The sequence below is a fragment of the Streptomyces sp. E2N166 genome, from assembly GCF_003671715.1.
Classification (GTDB): domain Bacteria; phylum Actinomycetota; class Actinomycetes; order Streptomycetales; family Streptomycetaceae; genus Streptomyces; species Streptomyces thinghirensis.
In genome coordinates, this window is sequence record NZ_RAIF01000032.1 from 1934969 (window position 1) to 1954012 (window position 19044).

17 protein-coding genes and 3 pseudogenes are annotated in these 19044 nt (G+C 70.2%); 4 read left to right on the forward strand and 16 right to left on the reverse strand.

All coding sequences use genetic code 11. From position 1 onward, the window contains the following. Positions 1 to 270, reverse strand: a 270-nt coding sequence (locus EBH09_RS35865; protein WP_153182770.1) for a helix-turn-helix transcriptional regulator, incomplete at its 3' end; no start/stop codon positions are given. A 236-nt stretch (positions 271 to 506) separates the two neighbouring features. Here EBH09_RS35865 and EBH09_RS35870 point away from each other — a divergent pair. Continuing rightward, a complete protein-coding gene (locus EBH09_RS35870; RefSeq protein ID WP_121750929.1) occupies positions 507 to 1130 on the forward strand; it encodes a hypothetical protein in 624 nt (207 codons plus the stop codon). 371 nt (positions 1131 to 1501) lie between these two features. Here EBH09_RS35870 and EBH09_RS40020 read toward each other — a convergent pair whose 3' ends face one another. Then, positions 1502 to 1960 (reverse strand): GAF domain-containing protein, encoded by a 459-nt coding sequence (locus EBH09_RS40020; RefSeq protein ID WP_238697596.1) that lies wholly within the window; start codon positions 1958 to 1960, stop codon positions 1502 to 1504. A gap of 132 nt (positions 1961 to 2092) precedes the next feature. Here EBH09_RS40020 and EBH09_RS40025 point away from each other — a divergent pair, with 132 nt between their 5' ends. Beyond that, complete coding sequence (locus tag EBH09_RS40025) at positions 2093 to 2371, forward strand: hypothetical protein (protein ID WP_345940970.1); 279 nt, start codon at positions 2093 to 2095, stop codon at positions 2369 to 2371. A 319-nt stretch (positions 2372 to 2690) separates the two neighbouring features. Here the strand turns inward: EBH09_RS40025 and EBH09_RS35880 are convergent, their stop codons facing one another. The 9 genes from EBH09_RS35880 to EBH09_RS35920 all read right to left on the reverse strand — a co-directional run bounded on the left by EBH09_RS35880 (position 2691) and on the right by EBH09_RS35920 (position 10745). Further along, on the reverse strand, positions 2691 to 3410 hold the full coding sequence (locus EBH09_RS35880; RefSeq protein WP_121750931.1) for a cation transporter: 720 nt from the start codon (positions 3408 to 3410) through the stop codon (positions 2691 to 2693). Positions 3411 to 3412: 2 nt separating this feature from the next. After that, positions 3413 to 3748: a metalloregulator ArsR/SmtB family transcription factor gene (locus tag EBH09_RS35885; protein WP_121750932.1), complete on the reverse strand. Its 336-nt coding sequence runs from the start codon at positions 3746 to 3748 to the stop codon at positions 3413 to 3415. Positions 3749 to 4338: 590 nt separating this feature from the next. Next, entirely contained in the window at positions 4339 to 5310 is a 972-nt protein-coding gene (locus EBH09_RS35895) for a fumarylacetoacetate hydrolase family protein (protein ID WP_121750933.1), read from the reverse strand. A 23-nt stretch (positions 5311 to 5333) separates the two neighbouring features. Continuing rightward, positions 5334 to 5498, reverse strand: coding sequence for a hypothetical protein (locus EBH09_RS38140; protein ID WP_238697545.1), 165 nt, complete (start codon positions 5496 to 5498; stop codon positions 5334 to 5336). Between the two features lie 178 nt (positions 5499 to 5676). After that, positions 5677 to 6609, reverse strand: coding sequence for a VOC family protein (locus EBH09_RS35900; protein ID WP_121750934.1), 933 nt, complete (start codon positions 6607 to 6609; stop codon positions 5677 to 5679). Positions 6610 to 6614: 5 nt separating this feature from the next. Continuing rightward, entirely contained in the window at positions 6615 to 7634 is a 1020-nt protein-coding gene (locus tag EBH09_RS35905; RefSeq protein ID WP_121750935.1) for an amidohydrolase family protein, read from the reverse strand. Then, positions 7631 to 8761: an FAD-dependent oxidoreductase gene (locus EBH09_RS35910; RefSeq protein ID WP_121750936.1), complete on the reverse strand. Its 1131-nt coding sequence runs from the start codon at positions 8759 to 8761 to the stop codon at positions 7631 to 7633. The genes EBH09_RS35905 and EBH09_RS35910 overlap by 4 nt, the downstream gene beginning before the upstream one ends. A 23-nt stretch (positions 8762 to 8784) precedes the next feature. Then, entirely contained in the window at positions 8785 to 9747 is a 963-nt protein-coding gene (locus tag EBH09_RS35915) for a cyclase family protein (protein ID WP_121750937.1), read from the reverse strand. Continuing rightward, entirely contained in the window at positions 9744 to 10745 is a 1002-nt protein-coding gene (locus tag EBH09_RS35920) for a fumarylacetoacetate hydrolase family protein (RefSeq protein WP_121750938.1), read from the reverse strand. The genes EBH09_RS35915 and EBH09_RS35920 overlap by 4 nt, the downstream gene beginning before the upstream one ends. 127 nt (positions 10746 to 10872) lie before the next feature. On the opposite strand from EBH09_RS35920, the gene EBH09_RS39640 reads away from it, so the two are divergent. After that, complete coding sequence (locus tag EBH09_RS39640) at positions 10873 to 11109, forward strand: hypothetical protein (RefSeq protein ID WP_238697546.1); 237 nt, start codon at positions 10873 to 10875, stop codon at positions 11107 to 11109. 547 nt (positions 11110 to 11656) lie between these two features. Here EBH09_RS39640 and EBH09_RS35935 read toward each other — a convergent pair. The 4 genes and pseudogenes from EBH09_RS35935 to EBH09_RS35950 all read right to left on the reverse strand — a co-directional run bounded on the left by EBH09_RS35935 (position 11657) and on the right by EBH09_RS35950 (position 17720). Then, positions 11657 to 12745 carry a hypothetical protein gene (locus EBH09_RS35935; RefSeq protein WP_193776706.1) on the reverse strand — a complete coding sequence of 363 codons (1089 nt, stop codon included), beginning with the start codon at positions 12743 to 12745 and terminating at the stop codon, positions 11657 to 11659. A 310-nt stretch (positions 12746 to 13055) separates the two neighbouring features. Further along, positions 13056 to 13987: pseudogene (locus EBH09_RS35940) on the reverse strand (IS5 family transposase). A 55-nt stretch (positions 13988 to 14042) separates the two neighbouring features. Beyond that, a pseudogene (locus EBH09_RS35945) lies at positions 14043 to 15243 on the reverse strand (PP2C family protein-serine/threonine phosphatase). Positions 15244 to 15593: 350 nt separating this feature from the next. Next, complete coding sequence (locus EBH09_RS35950) at positions 15594 to 17720, reverse strand: SpoIIE family protein phosphatase (protein ID WP_238697547.1); 2127 nt, start codon at positions 17718 to 17720, stop codon at positions 15594 to 15596. A 90-nt stretch (positions 17721 to 17810) separates the two neighbouring features. Here EBH09_RS35950 and EBH09_RS40030 point away from each other — a divergent pair. Then, a pseudogene (locus EBH09_RS40030) lies at positions 17811 to 18061 on the forward strand (hypothetical protein); the annotation flags it as partial. A gap of 278 nt (positions 18062 to 18339) precedes the next feature. Here the strand turns inward: EBH09_RS40030 and EBH09_RS35960 are convergent. After that, the gene (locus EBH09_RS35960) at positions 18340 to 18957 is read right to left on the reverse strand and encodes a hypothetical protein (RefSeq protein WP_121750941.1); all 618 of its coding nucleotides are present in this window, start codon (positions 18955 to 18957) and stop codon (positions 18340 to 18342) included. Positions 18958 to 19044 lie beyond the last annotated feature (87 nt).

A 19044-nucleotide genomic window follows, 5' to 3' on the forward strand; every position in this document is an offset into this window, starting at 1 on the left:
ACGGCGGGCCGCCACTGCCAGGAGCCAACGGCGATGCAGTTCCAGGCGTTGCTCCGAGGTCGCCCCGCACAGGGCCGCGAAGCGTTCCACGGGGGCGAAGTCGAGCGACACCGCGTCGCCCGCGCAGTAGCGGTGCAACGTCGAGGTGTTCATGCCGAGACGGCGGGCCAGCGAGCCGTAGCTCCGGTCCGTGCGCTCCTTCAGGGCCCGCAGCAGCGCGGCGAACTCCGCCACCTCGTCGATGCCGTCGCCGTCGTCCTGTGCCGACACAGCGGTCCCCCCGTCCTCGTACGGCCCCACCCGGCCCGGGACGGTATCCCAGGCACCCCATGTACCTGCACGTCAGACGGGCTGGGATGGTTCCACCGTGCCCGATCGGCCGTCGGCTGTTGCGCCCGGCCGCTGTGACCGCTGATGCTTTTGGTGCCGCTCCGACCAGGCCCGGGCCGACCAGCCGGCACCGCCGCGGCATCCACGACCACGCACTCATCCACGGGGGGACATCCATGTCCATGCGCATCCGAACGAGCGCTCTCACCGCACTCACCGTCGCCGCCCTCTCGGCGGGCACGGTCCTCACGGCACCGGCCGCCGGCGCCGCGCCGAAGGCCGCCGCGCCCAAGTTCCTGTCGGCGTCCCAGCTGCCGCCGCACCCGACGTCGTCCTGGACCGCCGGGCCGGTCACCGACGGGTTCCCGGAGCAACTCGGTCTCTGCGTGAGCACGGAGGGCGTGTCCGCCTACGACTACCGGCACCGGGAGTTCCGGACCGACCTGGACACCGGCGCCGTGCAGTTGACCGTCGTGACGGGCACAGCCACCCAGGCCAAGGCCCTGGCGAAGCACTACGACGACCTGATCCGCACCTGCGCCGACCGCGTCGAGGAGTCCTCGCCCGACGTCGAGGCCGAGGGCCGGGACTACGGCAAGCTGCCGGTCGAGGAGGGCGCCCGCGTCCGCGGCCTGCACACCGAGACGTCCTGGGGCGCCACAGACATCGCCCTGCTGTCGGTCGGGCGGGACGGCAGGACCGTCACCGTCGTGAAGTGGGGACAGATGGGCGACTTCGGGAACGCGCCCGTGGCCGCCTTCAAGAAGACCACGAGCACGGCCGTCACCAAGCTGTACTGACCGGGCGGCCGTCGGAAAAGGCCGGGGCCGTCCTCCCGTCACGGGGGTCGGGAGGACGGCCCCGTAACGGTCGTGCCCCGGGGCGGGGACCGTCGTACTTCGGCCAAGTTCTCCCTGGGCATCCCGCGCGAGGGGCCGCCGCCCCGGCCCTTCGCCGCGTTCCGGGTCCGGGCCCGGACGGGAGGACCGTGGGCCGTCATAACCGACCACTGCCTGGACAACGGCGAGCCGAAGACAGCGCGCGGCCTGGAGTCCGGCTCCCGCATCCGCACCGCCCGGAGGGCCGTGTTCCGACCCCTCCGCCCCGCGCCGTCCCCCCGCCCATGCACCTGATCCGGACCGGGTGTTCGCAGCTGAGCCCTGTCCGGCGGTCAGCGGGCTGTGGCGCTGACGGTGTGGAGGTGTTCGAGGGCGTCCAGGACGACGGTGTGCCGGTGCCAGAGCAGCCATCGGCCGATCTGCGTGCCGAGGGTGTCCAGGGCGGTGAGCCGGGCTTGGCTCAGGCGGGGCAGGGGCCGTTCGTGGTGTGAGGAGACCATGCCCAGCACCGCTCCGGACGGACTGGTCAGAGGCAGGCTGTGGACTCCCCGGGCGCCTGTCTGCAGGATGGCATGGCGGGAGGCGTCGTCGAAGATGTCCGCCTCGGCCGCGTCCTTCACAGTGACCTGGTGTCGTTCCCGGGCGGCCTGCGCGCAGGCGGTGGTCGAGTCCTGGACGAACGTGAAGAAGTCGGTGAACTCCTGGTTCAAGCCGGTGTGTTTCTCCAGGCGCAGCAGTCCGCTCTCCGCCAGCTGCACGTTGCCCATTCCGGCGTCGGTGATGTGTAGCATCCGTCGCATTGCAGCCCTCAGCACGGCCCCGTGGTGCCGGCGTTCGGGTCCCTCCATCCCCAGGCCCGGCAGCGGCGGCGGACTGTAACGGGCTCGGCGGGGAAACCACTGTGCCGCGCCGGGACTTGGCCCGTGGATATGCGTGACGGCGTCGGCCAGGGTGTGCAGCTTGATGTTGAACCGCTGCGACGTCTGGCGCAGCAACTCGAAGGAAACCTGCGGGCCGTCCAGTCGGTAGCGGCCGACGAGTACCTGCTGGGCACGTGCGACACCGGCATGAGCCAGTCGGCGATTGCGCTCTTCGAGGCCACCCTGCTGGGCGTGTGTGACCGTCACGCTGATACGAGGCGCTGCGCGACCGGAAGGTGCCGCATCCCGGCATTCGTGGCTCACGCTACGGACTCCCTGTGATCCTGGAGGAAACAGTGTCCGCGGCACACATGCGCGTGCGCGCCGCGGGCGTGCCTGCTTCCCAAGCACCGGTTCCACCATAACGAACACCACCAGCGTGCCCGCCTGCCGCCAGGCGTGCCCATCTCTTCGCGGGGGCTGCCCCACAGTCGTGATCAATGCGGAGCGGGCGGCGGCGCACGGCCTGGACCCGCCCGCACTGCGTGTGAGGGGCAGCCGGCTGGCCCTGGGTCACACAGGCCCGGTTGTGGGTCCTTCGCGCCTACGGCTCGATCGGCAGCAGGTGGTGAAGTGCACACGTGGATGTCCACGGCCCATGTCAGTTGCGGCAGTCGCAGCCGGTATGGCAGCCGCAGGCGCCTGTTGCGGCATCGACGGCCGGTACTGCTGTGGCGGTGGGCGCGCAGCAGCCCTTGCCGCGCCAGGCGTCGCGGCCTTCCTTGGCGGCGATGGCGGCGATGACGACGGCGGCGATGGGGTCGGCCCAGGACCAGCCCAGGGTGGCGTTGAGGACCAGGCCGAGAAGGAGAACCGCGGACAGGTAGGTGCACAGCAGCGTCTGCTTGGAGTCGGCGACCGCGCTCGCGGAGCCGAGTTCCCGACCAGCCCGGCGCTGGGCGGCGGAAAGGAACGGCATGATCGCGAGTGACAGTGCGGCGATGACGATGCCGGTGACGGAGCTTTCGGCTTCACCGTTGCCGGTCAGGGCGCGGACGGCGTCGACGCCGACGTACGCGGCGAGCGCGAAGAAGGAGACGGAGATGATCCGCAGGGTGCGCCGCTCTCGGGCCTCGCGGACGGCAGGGTCGGCCGCGGAGAACTGCCAGGCGACCGCGGCGGCGGAGGAGACTTCGATGACCGAGTCGAGTCCGAATCCGATCAGGGCGGTGGAGGATGCCATCGTGCCGGCGGTGATGGCGACGATCGCCTCGATGACGTTGTAGGTGATGGTGGCGGCGACCAGAAGGCGTATGCGCCCGGCGAGCGCTTCACGGCGGGCCGGTGACGGTCCCAGGGCGATCGGCATCCCGGCGGTCATGGTCAGCAGCAGCCCTTCTCGTCGGCGTCCGCACAGGTTCGGTCGGTCTCGACGGCCACCACCGCGGTGCGCAGGTCGTCCAGGGCGTGGCCGAGGCGTTCGTCGGCGAGTTCGTAGCGGGTGCGGCGGCCGTCCGGCACGGTGACGACCAGCCCGCAGTCGCGCAGACACGCCAGATGGTTCGACAGCCGTGTCCGCGAGATGCCGAGAGTGTCGGCGAGGTCGGCAGGGTAGGCGGGGGCTTCGCGCAGGGCCAGCAGGATGCGGCAGCGGATCGGGTCGGCGAGCGCGCGGCCGAACCGGGCCAGCACCTCGATGTCGGAGGCAACAGTCAGCATTCCCTGAGAGTACACGGAAAACTGAATTCATAAAATCGTGAATCATGGGCGATCGACGGGGTCTGTGGCCGGGCAGCACCGTCTTGACCTTCGAGTCGGGTCGAAGTTCTACCGTCGGCGCGTCGTGCGCACGACGCGGATCTCCCAGCTCGCCGACCGGGCCGGGGCCGTCGCCGCACTGGCCGCCGACGAGCAGCAGTGCTGCCCGTCCTTCGACCAGTCCTCAGAGGCAGCGGCCCCCAGGGACGGCTTCACGGACCGCCGGGTGACTCGTCCCGTCGCCGGTAAGCGAGTTGAGGAGTTGTCTGTTGATTTCCCCGGCCGGTCCGATCAGCGAGTCGAGGAGATCACATCCCTCGTCGGTGAGGTTGAGCAGGGTTCGTCTGCGGTCTACCTGACGATGGTGGCCCCCTCGCCGCGGACGACGTTGAAGACGGCCGCGGCCTCGGGGCCCTGCTCGCCGCCGGCCGCATCGGTTCGGGGCGCAGGGCAGCCCGGGGCAGCAGTCGTGCCTCGGCGGCCCCCTGCCCGCGGGCCGCGCCGGCGATGACGACGACCTTGCCGAGCAGCCTCTCGGGGATGCGGGTCGCTCAGGGCCGCTCCCGGGACCGGCGGCGGCCCGACGCCAGCGGGACGGGCTCGACACCGGAAACGACGGTGTTGGAGAGGGTGCCGAGCCCCTCGACGGTGAGCGTGACGGTGTCACCGGGCTTCAGCGGCGGCGGCGTCTGCTCGCCGCGCCGCCCCCAGAGCTCGGCCAGGCAGCCACCGTTGCCGCAGGTGCCTGACCCCAGGACGTCGCCGGGAACGACGCGGGTGCCGCGGGAGGCGTAGGCGGTCATCTCCTCGAACGTCCAGCTCATGTTGGACAGCAGGTCCGTGCCGACGGTCTCGCCGTTCACCAAGGCGGTGAGCGCCAGCCGCAGGAAGCCGTCGGTGTCCCGGTGCGGCTCCAGATCGTCGGCGGTGACCAGGTACGGGCCGAGGGTGGTCGCGGTGTCCTTGCCCTTGCAGGGGCCGAGACCGACCCTCATCTCCGCGCCCTGGAGGTCCCGCGCGGACCAGTCGTTGAAGACGGTGTAACCGACGATGTGGTCGCGGGCCTGCCCGGGCGTGAGGTCCCGGCCCTCCCGGCCGATCACCGCGCCCACTTCCAGTTCGAAGTCGAGCACGGCCGACCCGGGGGGCACGGGGATGCCGTCCCCGGGGCCGTAGACCGCGTGCGGATTGGTGAAGTAGAAGGTCGGGGCCGCGTACCACTGCTCGGGCACGCCGCCGGTGCCTTCCACGGAGCGGCGCACCCCCTCCACGTGCTCCTCGAAGGTCACGAAGTCCCGCACCGAGGCGGGGCGCAGCGGGGGCAGCAGCCGGACCTGGGAGACGTGAGGGCCGGGCGGCACGTCGAGGGCCGCCGCGCCCGCGGCGAGCAGTCCGGGGAGCCCGCCGGTCTCCTGGATGAGAGCGGTGAGCGAGGTGACACCCGGCAGGGGGAAGAGGGTGCCGTCCTCTTCGACGACTGCCACCCGGTGGCGGTGTTGGTGTTCGTATGCGGCGAAACGCATGGTGCGGCTCCAGCGGAGTGTGATCAGGAGAGTGGGATGCGCATCAGGTCGTGGCCCACGGTGATGCGGCCCCGGTAACCGGCCGTCCGGGCGGAGGCGCGGGCCGCCGCGGCCCACTGGCGGTCGGTGAACCGCGTGGGATCGGCCGGTGCCGGACTGCTGACCACCACTTGCCGCGCACAGGCCACGGCGGGACAGCGAAATCGTACGGTGGGGCATCCGGTGGTTCCTTCGCTCGTCGTTGATGCTGGACCCGTGGAGAGCGGATTCGCCGTTCGATACCGGGGACGCGGGAGCGCGCGTCAGGGCAGGGGCCGTGCTGCCGCGTCCCCGGAGTCAGCGGGAGGTTCGGACCGGCGGGGCGACTCAGACCGGCGGGGCGACGAACACGCCGCGGTCGGGGTCGTTGAAGGACTCCTTGGCGACGAGTTCGTTCATGGGGTTGGCGGTGCCCCACTGGTCGGTGACCTCGGGCTGGGAGAAGTCGTAGACGTGGGGGTGCCAGGTGTCCTCGTCCAGGTTCTCCAACTCGGTGGTGTACTCGACGGTGTTGCCGTGCGGGTCGAGGAAGTACGTGAAGGTGTTGTCCCCGGCCATGTGCCGTCCCGGTCCCCACACCTTCCTGAAGCCCGCCCGGATGACGCGCCCGGAGCCGCGCATGTACTCGTCGATGCCGCGCATCTCGAAGGAGACGTGGTGGAGGGCGGTGTGCGGGCCCCTCGCGAGGGCCATGGAGTGGTGCTGGCTGCTGATCCGCATGAAGTGCATGACCTCGCCCATGTGCGGCGAGCTGAGCGTGTCGGAGAGGGCGAATCCGAGGTGGCGCTCGTACCACTCGCGGGTGCGGTTGAGGTCGGGGCTGTTGAGGACGACGTGGGAGAGCTTGACCGGGATGGACTCCTTCTCCTCGATCTTGCGGTGCTGCCTGACCTCGACGTCGGCGGAGACCTCGATGGTGCGGCCGTCGACGTCGAAGAAGCGGAAGCCGTAACCGCCGCCGGGGGTGTCGACCTTGCCCGGCCGGGAGATCAACTGCACGCCGCCCGCGAGCAGTCGCTCGGCGAGGGTGTCGACGTCCGCGGCGGACGCGGCGCCGTAGGACACGAGGTCGAGGCGCTTCTCCTCGGCCCGGCGCAGTCGCACGACGTACTGCTCGGGGGAGCCCTCGGCGGCCAGGAAGGAGATGCCGGAGTCCTCGGCGACCTTGGTCAGGCCCCAGACGCCGGCGTAGAAGTCGAGCTGCTTGTCGTAGTCGGGCACGGCGAGATCGACGTGCCGCAGGTGGGTGAGCAGGCGCATGATGATCAGTCCTTCCGGAGGAGGGCCGCCGCGGTGCCGCCGCGGACGGCGTGGAAGTCGGCCTCGGGGAGCTGTGCGGCGCGCAGTGCGCCGAGCGGGTCCTCGGTGCCCATGTCGAAGGGGAAGTCCGAGCCGAGCAGGACGCGGTCCGCACCGGCGACCCGAACCAACTCCCGCAGTACGTACGGGTCGTGGACGAGGGAGTCGAAGTACAGCCGCTTCAGATAGCTGCTGGGCGGGTGCGCGCAGCCGGCGCCCGCGTCGGCGCGGGCGGACCAGGCGTGGTCGGAGCGGCCGACGTGGGTGGGCAGGTAGCCGCCGCCGTGTGCGGCGATCAGCTTCAGGCCGGGGTGGCGGTCGAGTACGCCGGAGAAGATGAGGTGTGAGAGCGCGACGGCGTTCTCGGTGGGCTGGCCGACGGTGTTGGACAGGTACCACTGGTCCAGGCGCTCGTCGAGCGTGCATCCGAAGGGGTGCAGGAAGAGCAGCGCGCCCGTCTCCCCGGCCCGAATCCAGAAGGGCTCGTACGCCGGGTCCGAGAGCTCGCGGCCGGGGGCGTGGCTGGAGATCTCTACGCCGAGCAGGCCCTGCGCGAGAGCGTGGTCGAGCGCCTCGACGGCGAGTTCGGGGTGCTGGAGCGGGACGAGACCCAGCCCGAGCAGCCGATCGGGGGCGGCGGCGCAGTGAGCGGCCGTCGCCTCGTTGGCCAGCCGGTACACCTTCTCCGCGGTCGGCTCGTCGGCCCAGTAGTGGTAGTGCGACGGGGAAGGGCTGACCAGTTGGACGTCCACGCCCTGGGCGTCCATCGCCGCGAGGCGCACAGTCACCTCAGTCAGACGGGGGAAGCGCTCGCGGACCATCGGCCCGCTGACCGCGAGGGCGGCCTGGCCGTTGCGGCGGGCGTCCAGCGCCCGCGCCTCGGTGAGGCCCGGCCGGCCCTCGACCAGGGCATCGATCGCGGGCAGCAGGACGTGGGCGTGCACGTCCACCGTCGGAGTGCTCGCCTGTTGCGCCGGGGACGTCACGGCAGCTCCCGGAGCATGGTCATGGTGCGGGCCATCAGTCCCGGCACGTCGGCGCCCCGCACCCCGTCGAGCTGCCACCGCCCGATCTGCACGGACGCCTCCACCACCGGGCGGACCCGGGCGATCCGCCGCTCGTAGTACGCCTGGAACAGTGCGTCGTCCCAGGTGTCGGACGCGGTGAGCAGCTGGGCGAGCACCCAGGCGTCCTCCAGGGACAGGGCGGCGCCCTGGGCGAGGGTGGGCGGACAGCAGTGGGCGGCGTCGCCGACCAGGACGACCCGGCCGCGGTGCCAGGGGCCCTCGACGAGCAGCCGGTCGAACCAGGTGTAGTTGACCTTCGCCGGGTCGGTGATGTTCGCGGTGATCTCGGGCCAGAAACCGCCGTAGTGCTGGGTGAGGCGGCGCATCTCGTCCGCGTAGGACGTGGGCGGTATGGAGGCGCGGTCGCGGTTGGCCTCGACGGCGTACGCGTACAGCGTGGTCTCGCTGGTGGGGCAGTAGCCGGCGATGTAGGCGGGCCCGCCGTAGGCGAGGTCGGTTCGGACCACGCCGGCCGAACGTGGTGCCTCGACGCGCCAGATGGCCATGCCGGTCGGCTCGGGCTTGTCCGTGATGCCGATCGCGGCCCGGGTGGCGGAGCCCAGGCCGTCGGCGGCGACCACCAGGTCGTAGCGGTGCTCGGAGCCGTCGGAGAGCCGGACGGAGACACCGTCGGGGCCCTGGTCGAGGATCTCGGCGGTGGTGCCCAGGCGGACCGTGGCGCCGCCGGCGCGCACGGCGTCGATGAGGATCTGCTGGAGGCGGGGGCGCTGCATGCCGACGGTCGCGGGCAGGTCGTCGCCGCCGGTGCGCAGGTCGTCCTGGGAGTGCAGGACGGTGCCGTCGGGGGCGGTGATGCCGACCGAGCCGAAGCCGTAACCGGATGCCTGCACCTGTTCCCAGACGCCGAGTTCGCGCAGGACGCGCAGGGCGTTGCCCTGGAGGGTGATGCCGGAGCCTGCGGTGGCGTTCCAGTCGTCCTTGGCCTCGACCAGGTCCACCGTGAGGCCGGCGCGGCGCAGCAGGATCGTCACGGCGTTGCCGGCCGCGCCGCCACCGACGACGAGGACCGTGCGGGACTGGGTCATGAAGAACTCCTTCGGTCCTCGGACTACTTGACCGCGATCGGGTTGACGGGTGAGCCGACCGCGCCGGTGATGGGCAGGGGAGCCGCGGTGAGCCAGAACGCGTACTCGCCGTCGTCGGCGCAGTCCTCGGCGAGGGCGTCCAGGTCCCACATCTCGCCGATCAGCAGGCCGATGTGCGGGATGGCGACCTGGTGCAGCGGCTGGAAGGCGTGCTCGAACTCGTTGGGACGGACCTCGAAGCCCCAGGTGTCGGTGGCGATCGCGGCGATCTCGCTGCCGTGCAGCCAGCCGGCCGTCGTGAACGACAGTCCTGGGGCAGGCCCACCGGCGTAGTCGCCCCAGCCGTCGCGCCGCACCCGGGCGAGCTGCCCGGTGCGCACCAGCACGAGGTCACCGCGGCCGACCAGGACGTCCTGGGCTTCGGCGGTGGTGGTCAGGTGCTCCTCGGTGATCGCGAACCCGTCCGGCAGCTCACCGCCCTCACCGACGGCCCGGCCGACGTCGAGGAGCACGCCGCGTCCGGCGACGTGCGGGGCCATGTGCTCGATGCCGGTGACCTGGTCGCCGTCGGAGGTGACGACCTGCTCGGCAGGGCGTCCGTTCCACGCCCTGCCGTGGTCGAAGATGTGGCCGAGCCCGTCCCACTGGGTGGAGCACTGCAGCGGCATCGATATGACGTCGTCGGCGCCGCCGATGCCGTGCGGCAGGCCCTGGTTGCCGAGGGCGGCGTCGGTGCCGGTGTCCAGCATGGTGTGCACCGGGTTGGTGCGCCGCCGCCAGCCTTTCTGGGGGCCGTCGATGTCGAAGCGCTGGGAGAGGGAGAAGCTGACGCCTCGGCGGATCAGCGCGGCACCCTCGCGGCGCTTCGCCTCGTCGAGGAAGTTGAGGGTGCCGAGCACGTCGTCGTCGCCCCAGCGGCCCCAGTTGGAGTACGCCTTCGCGGCCCGGGCGACCGAGCCCGCGGGGTCCGTGCGGTCGAGCGTCACAGGGCCGCCTCCGCCACGCAGCGATTGCGCTGGGCACCGAGCCCGGTGATGGCGGCGTCCACGACGTCGCCGTCGCGCAGCAACCGGCCCCAGTGCATGCCGTTGCCGGCGGGCGAGCCGGTGAGGACCAGGTCGCCGGGGAGGAGCCGGGCGGTGTGCGAGGCGTAGGAGACCATCCGCGCGACGTCGAAGATCATGTCTCTGGTCGACTCGTCCTGCATGGTCTCGCCGTTGAGCTTCAGCGTGAGGCGCAGGTCGTCCGGGGCCGAGACCGACTCGGTGGGCACGATCCAGGGGCCGAGCGGGGTGAACCCGGGCGCGTTCTTGCTGCGCAGCCAGTCGGTGCCGATCTGCGGCATGTCCCGGCGGAAGACGGTGGCGCGGTCGGTCAGGTCGTTGGCGATCGTGTACCCGGCGACGTGGCCCAGCGCCTCCTCGACGGACACCCGGTGGGCCGGCCGGCCGATCACCACCGCCAGCTCCAGCTCCCAGTCGGGCTTCTCGGCCCACGCGGGCAGCATGACGTCGTCGTACGGCCCGGTGATGGCGCTCGGCAGGCCGATGAACACGTACGGCAGGTCCTCCGCCGCCCTCCGGTCCATGATCTTCGCCGCCTCCGCGCGCCGCTCCTCCTCCGGCCGTTCGTCACCGGGCGCGCGGTGGGCGACATGCAGGTCGATGACGTGCTGCCGGTAGTTGGCGCCGGACTGGAACACCTGGCGCGGTTCTACAGGGGCGTGCACGCGGAACTCCGTCAGTGGCCTGCGCCCGAGGGCGCCGTCGTCGGCCAGTGCGGCCAGCCGCGGCGCCACCGCGTCCCAGTCGTCGAGGAGCCCGCGCATGGTCAGGCCGGTGTCGCCGAGGGCGGGTCGCAGGTCGAGTATCTGGGCGTCGGGGGTGACAAGAGCGGGGAAGGCGCGGCCCTCGGGAGCGGAAAGGGTGGCCAGGGCGAAGGGTCCGGCGAAGAGGGCGGACGCGGCTTCAGGTTTCACGGACATGTCCTCCTGATTGCGATGGCACTAATCTGGACCCGTCACTCGTGATCACGGAAATCGATTCTGTGGATGACTGTCATCCGCCTGATGAATTCCCGCAGGTCGCCGCCGGGCAACCAGGAAAGACGCCGTGAATCTCAGTCGCCTGGACCTCGATCTCGTCGTCGCCCTGCGCGCGCTCCTCGAGGAGCGCGACCTCACCCGTGCCGGGCAGCGCGTCGGCCGTTCATTGCTGATCGCGTCCGGCTACGCCGTCGAGGTCCTCGGCGCGGAGCCGGCCCGGGTCATGCACGAGGAGGCGCCTGGCATCCGGCCGCGGCTCGCGCAGACCCCGACCACGGTGGTGGACGCCACGGACACGCTGTGAGCACGACCGACGGCCTGCCGATGCCGCACGGCGTGATCAGCGGAATCCCGGCCACCGACCTGGTGGCACCCCGCGCACACCCACGACGCGACCCACATCCGGCCGCGCGAGACGGCCGCCCGGGTCGGCAGGCGGATGGCCGACGAGCCCGAGGGCTGAGTGGTGCGCCGCCGCCCTTGAACGGCTGACGTCATCCATGGGACGGATGAAAGCCATCCGCAACGTGAATCACGGCAGGGCTGGGCAGACCGCCCGGCAGGACGCATGCTCGGACGAGGTACGTCGGCGCGTCTGCGCCCGCTACCGTCCTCCGACAACCGGATCCTTTCGTCGTCTCCGGGGTCGATCTCTGACCTTCTTCGCCCAGGGCACTGACCTGGATGGAACGTCAGGCGGCGCAGCAGGCCAGACTCGCAGGCCTGGCCAAGAGCGGGATATCGGCCGACGGAGCCTTCTTCGACGCCGCCGGCAAACTGACCGCGCCTGTCCCGAAATTTTGCGTGGACAAGCGTGCACGGGGCCAGGACGATTCAGGCCACCGGTTCAGTCATGCCTGGCACCGCGAGGGGAATCTGTCTCCTGTGTTCGCGGTGCGGCTGGCGGGGATGTAACGGGACGTCTCGGTGTACCAGGCCAGCGCTCCCTGGCTCATGACCTTCACCTTGCTGATGACGTCTTGAACCCGTTGGAGCTCCACGGCGGGCAGATGAAGATCGATGACGCGGTCGGGAAAAACGCGTTCGAGGTGGAGGAACTCCGCGATCCGGGCTGCGATTGTGCGGGTGACCTGGCGCTTGGCGTCCGCGGGTGAGAGCCCGTGCAGCCGGCACAGAAGACTGACGGCGTTGTAGGTGTCGCTGGCTGCGTCGTCCCGATCGGCTCCGACCAGGTCGTTCTGGAGGATCATGACGCTGAACGCCGTCTCCAGCACGTCCTGCCAGGCGGTGGTGCGGCGTACCGCGTGCGGAACGTCGAAGCCGAGAGCGCCCTCGATGTATGCCACGTCGAGGATGAGCCCGATCGTCTTGTACCGGCCCCGCAGGTACTCGCAGTGGATCGACAACTCCAGGTCGATGTCCGGCGTGCGGTGCAGACGCTCATTGAGTGCCTCAAGTCCGAAGCCGTAGAGAGCGTCGATGCTGCCGGCGGCGACCTGCTCGTAGTAGGCATCGCTGCCGGCGGCGGCTGTGCGTCGGCAGAGGTCTGCCAGGGAATGCAGCAACGGCTGACCGGAGTCCGAGCCATCGGTCGGTACCGCGTTGTCCCCGGCGCACCGCAGCACGTGTTCCATGTCCAGCGACAGCTTCAGCCACTGATCGCAGTCCATCCGCGGTGCGACATCGTCCACGTAGGTCCACCAAGACCACCAGCAGGCGAGCAACAGGCCGTAGTCGAAGCTGGTGTACGGATAGCAATGGCTGGGCCATGCCCCCACCCGCATGCCCGCATACCTGGCCCGTAGCTCCGGGACGGGAAGCAGGCCCATGTCACACATCCACGCCAGTGACCGGGACTGGATTTCTTCGACGTGGGGATGGCCCACGACGGGTGTGCCGGTGAAAGCGGGAACGTCCCCGATGACCATGGAAAACCCTCCAACTTCTACTTCCCAGCCCTGACTTTCTCGCGCACCCAAGCACGAAAGGCCACGCCCGAGCGCGTGTCACGGCCAACGATGACAGCGGCAGCCAGCCGACGGGCGCAAAGAACGTCGGCTCGTCAGAGTGAAGGTGCGCAGAGAGCACGCACGAGCTTCGCACTCTTACGAGTCCGGGTCCTCGTCCCCTGCGCCGCATCGCCGCGGAGCAGACACAGGACCCGCGCGGCCACGTCCCACGGCAACCGTTGTGCCGCTGCCAGCACGTCCTTCGTCCAGTTTCGGCACCCGCCGGGACAGGCAGGCCCAGCCGACGGCCAGGCGAACTCTCTAGGCACCGTTTCTCGGATCATGTGCGGAGCCAGACCATGAGGGCTGCGAGGGCGACGGTGCCGAGGTAGATGTAGGCGCGTTTCTCGTAGCGGGTGGCGACGGCGCGGAAGCCCTTGAGTCGGTTGATGGCACGTTCGACGGTGTTGCGCTTCTTGTAGTGCTCGCGGTCGAATCCGGTGGGCCGGCCGCCTTGGGATCCTCGGTTGTGCCTGTGCCTTTGCTGGTCGAGACGTTCGGGGATGGTGTGCCGGATTCCGCGTCGTCGCAGGTAGCGCCGGTTGCTTCGGGACGTGTAGGCCTTGTCGGCCAGCACGTGGTCGGGCCGGGTGCGGGGCCGTCCCACTCCGGATCGGGGTACGGAGATCTGCCCCAGCACGTGCTCGAGCTGCGGGCCGTCACCGTAGTGTCCTGGTGTCAGAACGAAGGCGAGGGGCCGGCATCGTCCGTCGGCGGCGAGATGGATTTTGGTGGTGAATCCACCGCGGGAGCGTCCCAGACATTCGCCGATCTGACCACCTCCTCCAGGCGGATGGCCAGTTTCCGCAGCACCGGATCGACCTGGTTCGTCCCCCGGCCGTTCCCCTTTTGAGCATCCAGGGCCGGCGGCTCCTTCCTCGCACCGGCGGCGTGCTGATGGGCCCGCACCGCGGTCGAGTCCACTGACACGTCCCAGTCGATCCCGCCCGCGGCATCCTCGGCGGCCTGGATGCGAGACAGCAGCATTCTCCACGTTCCATCCGCTGACCAGCGGCGATGCCGCTTATAGACCGTCTCCCAGGGGCCGAACCGTTCCGGCAGATCCCGCCACTGCACCCCCGTCCGCACCCGGTAGAGCACTCCGTTGATCACCCGACGGTGATCGCTCCACCGACCTCCCCGCGCACCGCCAGGAGGTAAGAACGACTCCAACCGAGCCCATTCCGCGTTCGTCAGATCCCCACGACTCATGAAGCCAGCCTGACCCCAACACCCCGCCCCAGTCAGGAGATCCGAGAAACAGCGCCTAGGCCAGTGGCGGGCGTTCGCGCTGGGGTCTGAGGGGGCAAGGACCGTGCCAGTCCAGGCACAGGACGGTGGCGTCGTCTCTCACGTGGCCGTGGCAGGCGTCGGTGACGGCGGTGACCATGGCGCGTACGGCCTCGCGGGGGTGCTCGGTCGCGGGTGTCACGGATGAGGCGCTGCAGGTCGACGGTTTCCGCCTGGCGTTCCTGCATGCCGTCGGTGTAGAAGACGAGGCGGTCACCAGGGCGCAGGTCGATGTCCTGTACCTGATGGGAGCCTTGTGCGGCAACACCGAAGGGGAGGTTGACTTGCAGCTTGATCTCGTCGACTTCGCTGTCGCGCAGCCGAAGGGGCCAGGGGTGGCCGGCGTTGACGAGGCGGGCACTGCTCCCGTCCAGAGCGATGCGCAGCAACTGTCCGGTGGCGAAGGTCCGTCGGCCGTGGTCGATGAGGGCCTGGTGGGTCTGGCGGGCCTGCTCGGCAAGGTCGGCGCCGGCGCGGCGGGCGCCTCTGGAGGCGTTGACCAGGAGGGTGGCCATGAGGGAGGCCTCGACGTCGTGGCCCATGGCGTCGGTGATGGACAGGTGCAGGGTGTCGTGGTCGATGCTGTAGTCGTAGGTGTCACCGGCGATGTCGGAGGCGGGGACCAGGGCGCCGGCGAGGGTGAACTCGGGTGCCTCGCACGAGGATGCCGAAGGCAGCAGTTGGCGCTGGATCTCCGCGGCCAGCGTGACCGTGGCCGTGCGGTTGCCCCAGTGGTAGAGGTCGGTGAAGCGCCGGTCGGTGACGATGATGTACGCCAGCGCGTGTGCGGCCGCTTCGACGTGCTCCAGTACGTCCTGCGTGACGTAGGCGAGATGCACTTCCAGGACCCCGATGGCGTCGCCGCGGTTGGTGACCGGGGCGAGCAGCCGCTGTCCCTGCGCGCCCGCAGGTGCCTGAACCAGTTTCTGGCTGCGCAGGACATCGTCGTAGATGCTGCCGGTCAAGGGGACTTCCTCGGCACCGCACCGCTGTGGCGCCGCCCCCTCCTCGCTTACCCGCAGCAGACGCCGGCCGACGACATCGACGTAGAGGAACGACACGTAACGCGCGCCGAAGCGCTCGCGCAGGTTGTGCGCCACCACATCGAGAGAGCGCACCGGCGGGGCATCCTCTGCCGCCGCCAGCACTTCAGCCAGTTCGATCCCATCCCGCTCCACCTCAGCCTCCCTAGGTTACGAATCCTCCTTCCCGTCGAAACCAAGTCATCACAGCCGCGACAGCCACCCCGGCCCCCCACGGGAACTGGGTGCGTGGGCTGATCAGCCTTCGCCTGGACCATGGAGACGCCACGGCCGCCCGGCCTGCTTGCCAGAGCGGCGCGGACCAGGCGGGCCTGCTTACCGAGGGTGGGGAAGCGGAAGGCGGGCTTGCGGATGCCGGAGAACTCCGCCCCACGTCGTTGCCGCCCGCCACCTGCACCACCTCCCAAGCGCGGACCCGTCGGCTTCAGCGCGGCCGAGCCCCGCAGGCTGTCGCGACCGAACGGCGGCGAGTCCGTGGACGAGTCCTATCGGGTGCGCAGCAGGAGCAGGGCGATGTCGTCGGTGTAGGTGTGCCGCGGTGCGGCGTAGTGCAGCAGGTCGTCGGCGAGATCGCTGATGCTCCGGCTGCTCGCGGTGGTGAGGTGGTGGGCCAGGGAGTCGATGGATTCGGTGATGTCGGTGTTCGGGGTTTCCACGAGGCCGTCGGTGTAGAGGGCCAGAAGCGATCCGGTCGGCAGGGGAGTGGTGGTGACCGGGTAGTCGGTTCCTGGCGTCGGGCCGATGCCGAGAAGGGGGCCTGGTTCCACGTCGATGACGCGGGTCACCGGTGTGGGCGCCACGGTGTGCAGCAGCGGTGGAGGATGGCCCGCGCTGGCCAGATGGAGGTGTCGGCCGGCGAGGTCGATGTGGATGTAGAGACAGGAAACGAAGAGGTCCGTTTCGAGGTCCGCCAGAACGCGGTTGGTGCGTTCCAGGACTTCTTCGGGGTGTGCGCCGGCGGTGGCGTGGACGGCGGTTCGCACCTGCCCCATCAGGGCGGCGGCGTTGATGTTGTGTCCCTGTACGTCCCCGATCACGGCGGCGGCGGTGGTGTCGCTGAGACGGATCAGGTCGTAGAAATCACCGCCGATGTCCATGCCGTGGGCGGACGGCACATACCGGGCGGCGACTTCGAGGCCGGGTATGAGCGGCAGGGTCGCCGGCAGGAGTGCCTGTTGCAGGCCGTGGGCCAGGTCGTGCTTGGCGTCGTAGAGCAGGGCGCGGTCCATCGCCTGGGCGATGAGGCCCCCCAGTGAGACGAGTACGGCGCGGTCGCCGGCGCTGAAGGGGTGCGGCTGGTCGTAGGACAGGATGCAGCAGCCGACGCGGCGGTCGGCCATCACCAGTGGGAGGAAGGCCCACGCCTGCTTGCCGCTCAGCGTGGGGGCCCTCGGATAGGTCCGCGCCATTTCACCGGGGTCGGCGAAGAAGGCCGGGACGGCGTTGCGGAGCACGTCGCCGACGGGGGTGAGGTCGGTGTCCAGAGGCAGGCCGTCGAGGCGGGCGATGGTTCGCGGGTCGTAACCGCGCTGGCCAGCGATCTTGAGGCGGCCGGCGTCGGCGGCCGAGATGACCATGCCCTGGGCCTCGAACGCAGGCAGGATCTGGTCTGCCACCACGTTGGTCACGTCGGCCACGGTGATGGTGTGGCTCAGCGCGGCCGACAGGTGGATCAGCTGGTGGACCCGCCCCGTGCCGGTGCCTCCCGGAGGTGTGAGCGGGGTGCTGATACGGGGCGGTGGCGCGTCGGGCGGATGCTGGTCGTTCTTGTTGCGGGAGACGAGGACGCTGATACCGCTCTCGTCCGGGTAGAGCCGGAAGTCGAGCCAGCTGCCGGGCGGGCGCAGTGCGGTGAAGGCGACAGGCTCACGGCTGAAGACCGCCGCGCGGTAGTGCTCCTCGTGGACCGGGTCGTCGAGCCACGGCACGGCCTGCCACGGCGAGGTGCCCAGGAGACGGTGGGCCGGGCGGCCCAGCAGCTGCGCCGCGGCGTCGTTGAGATAGGTGACGCGGCCCTCCAGGTCGAGGCTGAGAGCGCCGACCGGCAGTCGCTGGACCAGGTCGACGGCGGCGAGCTGGGCCTGCGCCGAAGCCATGTCGGGCCGCCGCAACAGCACGGTGCGCGGCTGGTCGGGAAGGGTCCACGAGGCGGGTGCCTGGTCCAGTACCTGGGTGAGGCGCCGTGCGCTGGACTGGATCTGTCCGCGTTCACGCGGGGTGAGGGACGGCGGGTGGCTCGCGGACCACACCAGCGCCATCGCCCCGTAGCGGCGCCGACCGTGCAGGGGAGCGAAGGCCGCGGCGAACTGGTAGGGCATGCCGGCCGCGGCGTTCGGGTACAGGCGGGCGAGATCTTCCTGGCGGCCGACCCAGACCAGGCGGTCCTCGCGCACCGCCTCCGACAGGGGACCGGCGGCAGAGATCGCCACTCGCCGCCACGGCGCCACGGTCGCCGTCGGCATGCCGCAGACCGCGGCCAGGCCCAGCATCGGCTCCCGCTCCGCCAGCAGGTAGACACCACCCGCCACAGCCCCCGTCCGACGGACCGTGGCGCTGAGTGCTTCGTCCAGGGAGGCCGCGTCGCCGGCGCCGACCGCACTCTCATTAGTCACATATTCGACATTATGGCAATTCTGCTTCGCTTGACGTACTTCGCTCGACGGCGCTCCTGAGTGCCCGGGTGTGAGAACGTCCTCCTGGGCGCGGCTGACGGCTCCCTCCAGGTCGTCGAGGGCACGGTGATCCGCCTGGACATGGAGCACCTGCCCAGTGGAGCCGCCCCGAGCCGGTCTGGCTGTGGGGGTCAGGCGTCGACGCCACCGAGGCAGACGCCGACCCTCTCCGGCAGGCGTACCTGCCGCTCTGGAGCTGGGTGACAACGGCGAGGATCAGCCAGGTCCACCGGTCGGCTGCCTCGGGAGCCCGGTTCGACAGCGAGCACGCCTTCCGCCTGTCGCAGAGTCGGGGCGCGGCAGCAGCCGTAGTCGGCGGCGACCGGTACGACTACAGCGCGCAGGCGCGCCCGCGGGCGAGCGGCGAGCGTGGCCGTGGGGCGTTCCTGCCACAAGAGCCCACCTGCCCGACGAGTTCAGCAAGCACTGCGTCAGTCAGGCCCGTAACCCGTCGATTGCGGATGATTGCCACCCCCGTCGAGTCTCCCGTCACCCGACCGGAGTCGGCGGAGTCGGCCACCCAGACTCGCTGCCTCACCGCCCACGTGCACGAAACCCATCAGCCGTGCCGGGCGAAGACTTCGCGGACGCCGGTCAGGTCCTTTTCCTTCTCTTTCTCGTCCTCGTACTGACCGTCTTCGTCTCGGATCGCCACGATGGTCTGTGGGGTGAAGTCCTGGCCGAAGCAGTAGACGTCCAGGCAGTAGTCGAAGCCGGACTCGCCGAAGAGGTCAGCGTTCTCGCGGCGGCAGTACTCCGTCAGGCCTTCGGACACGTGCCAGCGCGTGCCGTCGTACCAGAAGACGCCGCCTGCGTAGTGAACCGTCCGGCCCGTCGTGGAGTCCGTGAGGTTCAGCGACTCGTAGTTCTCGGGACGGTCGCGGACCAGGGCGACGAGGGATTCGGGGACACCCTTGTAGAAGGACTCCTGGAGGGCGAAATCTTCTTCGGCGTAGAGATTCAGCGCGGACTCGTGGTCGAACGTGAGCAGGAGTACGCGGTTGTCCTCCGTGAAGTACCAGACCGCGGACTGGCCGCCGCGGTCGTTCCAGGCCAGTCGGTGTGCGCCGGCCAGCGTCACCGGTTCGATCTCGGCGAGGTCGTCCATGACGGCCGCGCGGCGGCGTACTTCAGGGAGGGGTGTCGCTGCCAGGGCATCCCATATCGCGTTACTCATTGCCGCAGGGTATCCACCGCCTGCGACAAGGCCGTCACGAGCTACCTGGCCGACCTCCACACCGCCTCATCTCGCCAGCGAGGTGAT

Excerpts from the sequence above, each read along its gene's own strand:
- EBH09_RS35870 (WP_121750929.1), top strand. The coding sequence starts at position 507 with ATGTCCATGCGCATCCGAACGAGCGCTCTCACCGCACTCACCGTCGCC.
- EBH09_RS40020 (WP_238697596.1), bottom strand. The coding sequence starts at position 1,960 with ATGCTACACATCACCGACGCCGGAATGGGCAACGTGCAGCTGGCGGAG.
- EBH09_RS35880 (WP_121750931.1), bottom strand. The coding sequence starts at position 3,410 with ATGACCGCCGGGATGCCGATCGCCCTGGGACCGTCACCGGCCCGCCGT.
- EBH09_RS35885 (WP_121750932.1), bottom strand. The coding sequence starts at position 3,748 with ATGCTGACTGTTGCCTCCGACATCGAGGTGCTGGCCCGGTTCGGCCGC.
- EBH09_RS35895 (WP_121750933.1), bottom strand. The coding sequence starts at position 5,310 with ATGCGTTTCGCCGCATACGAACACCAACACCGCCACCGGGTGGCAGTC.
- EBH09_RS35900 (WP_121750934.1), bottom strand. The coding sequence starts at position 6,609 with ATGCGCCTGCTCACCCACCTGCGGCACGTCGATCTCGCCGTGCCCGAC.
- EBH09_RS35910 (WP_121750936.1), bottom strand. The coding sequence starts at position 8,761 with ATGACCCAGTCCCGCACGGTCCTCGTCGTCGGTGGCGGCGCGGCCGGC.
- EBH09_RS35920 (WP_121750938.1), bottom strand. The coding sequence starts at position 10,745 with ATGTCCGTGAAACCTGAAGCCGCGTCCGCCCTCTTCGCCGGACCCTTC.
- EBH09_RS35960 (WP_121750941.1), bottom strand. The coding sequence starts at position 18,957 with ATGAGTAACGCGATATGGGATGCCCTGGCAGCGACACCCCTCCCTGAA.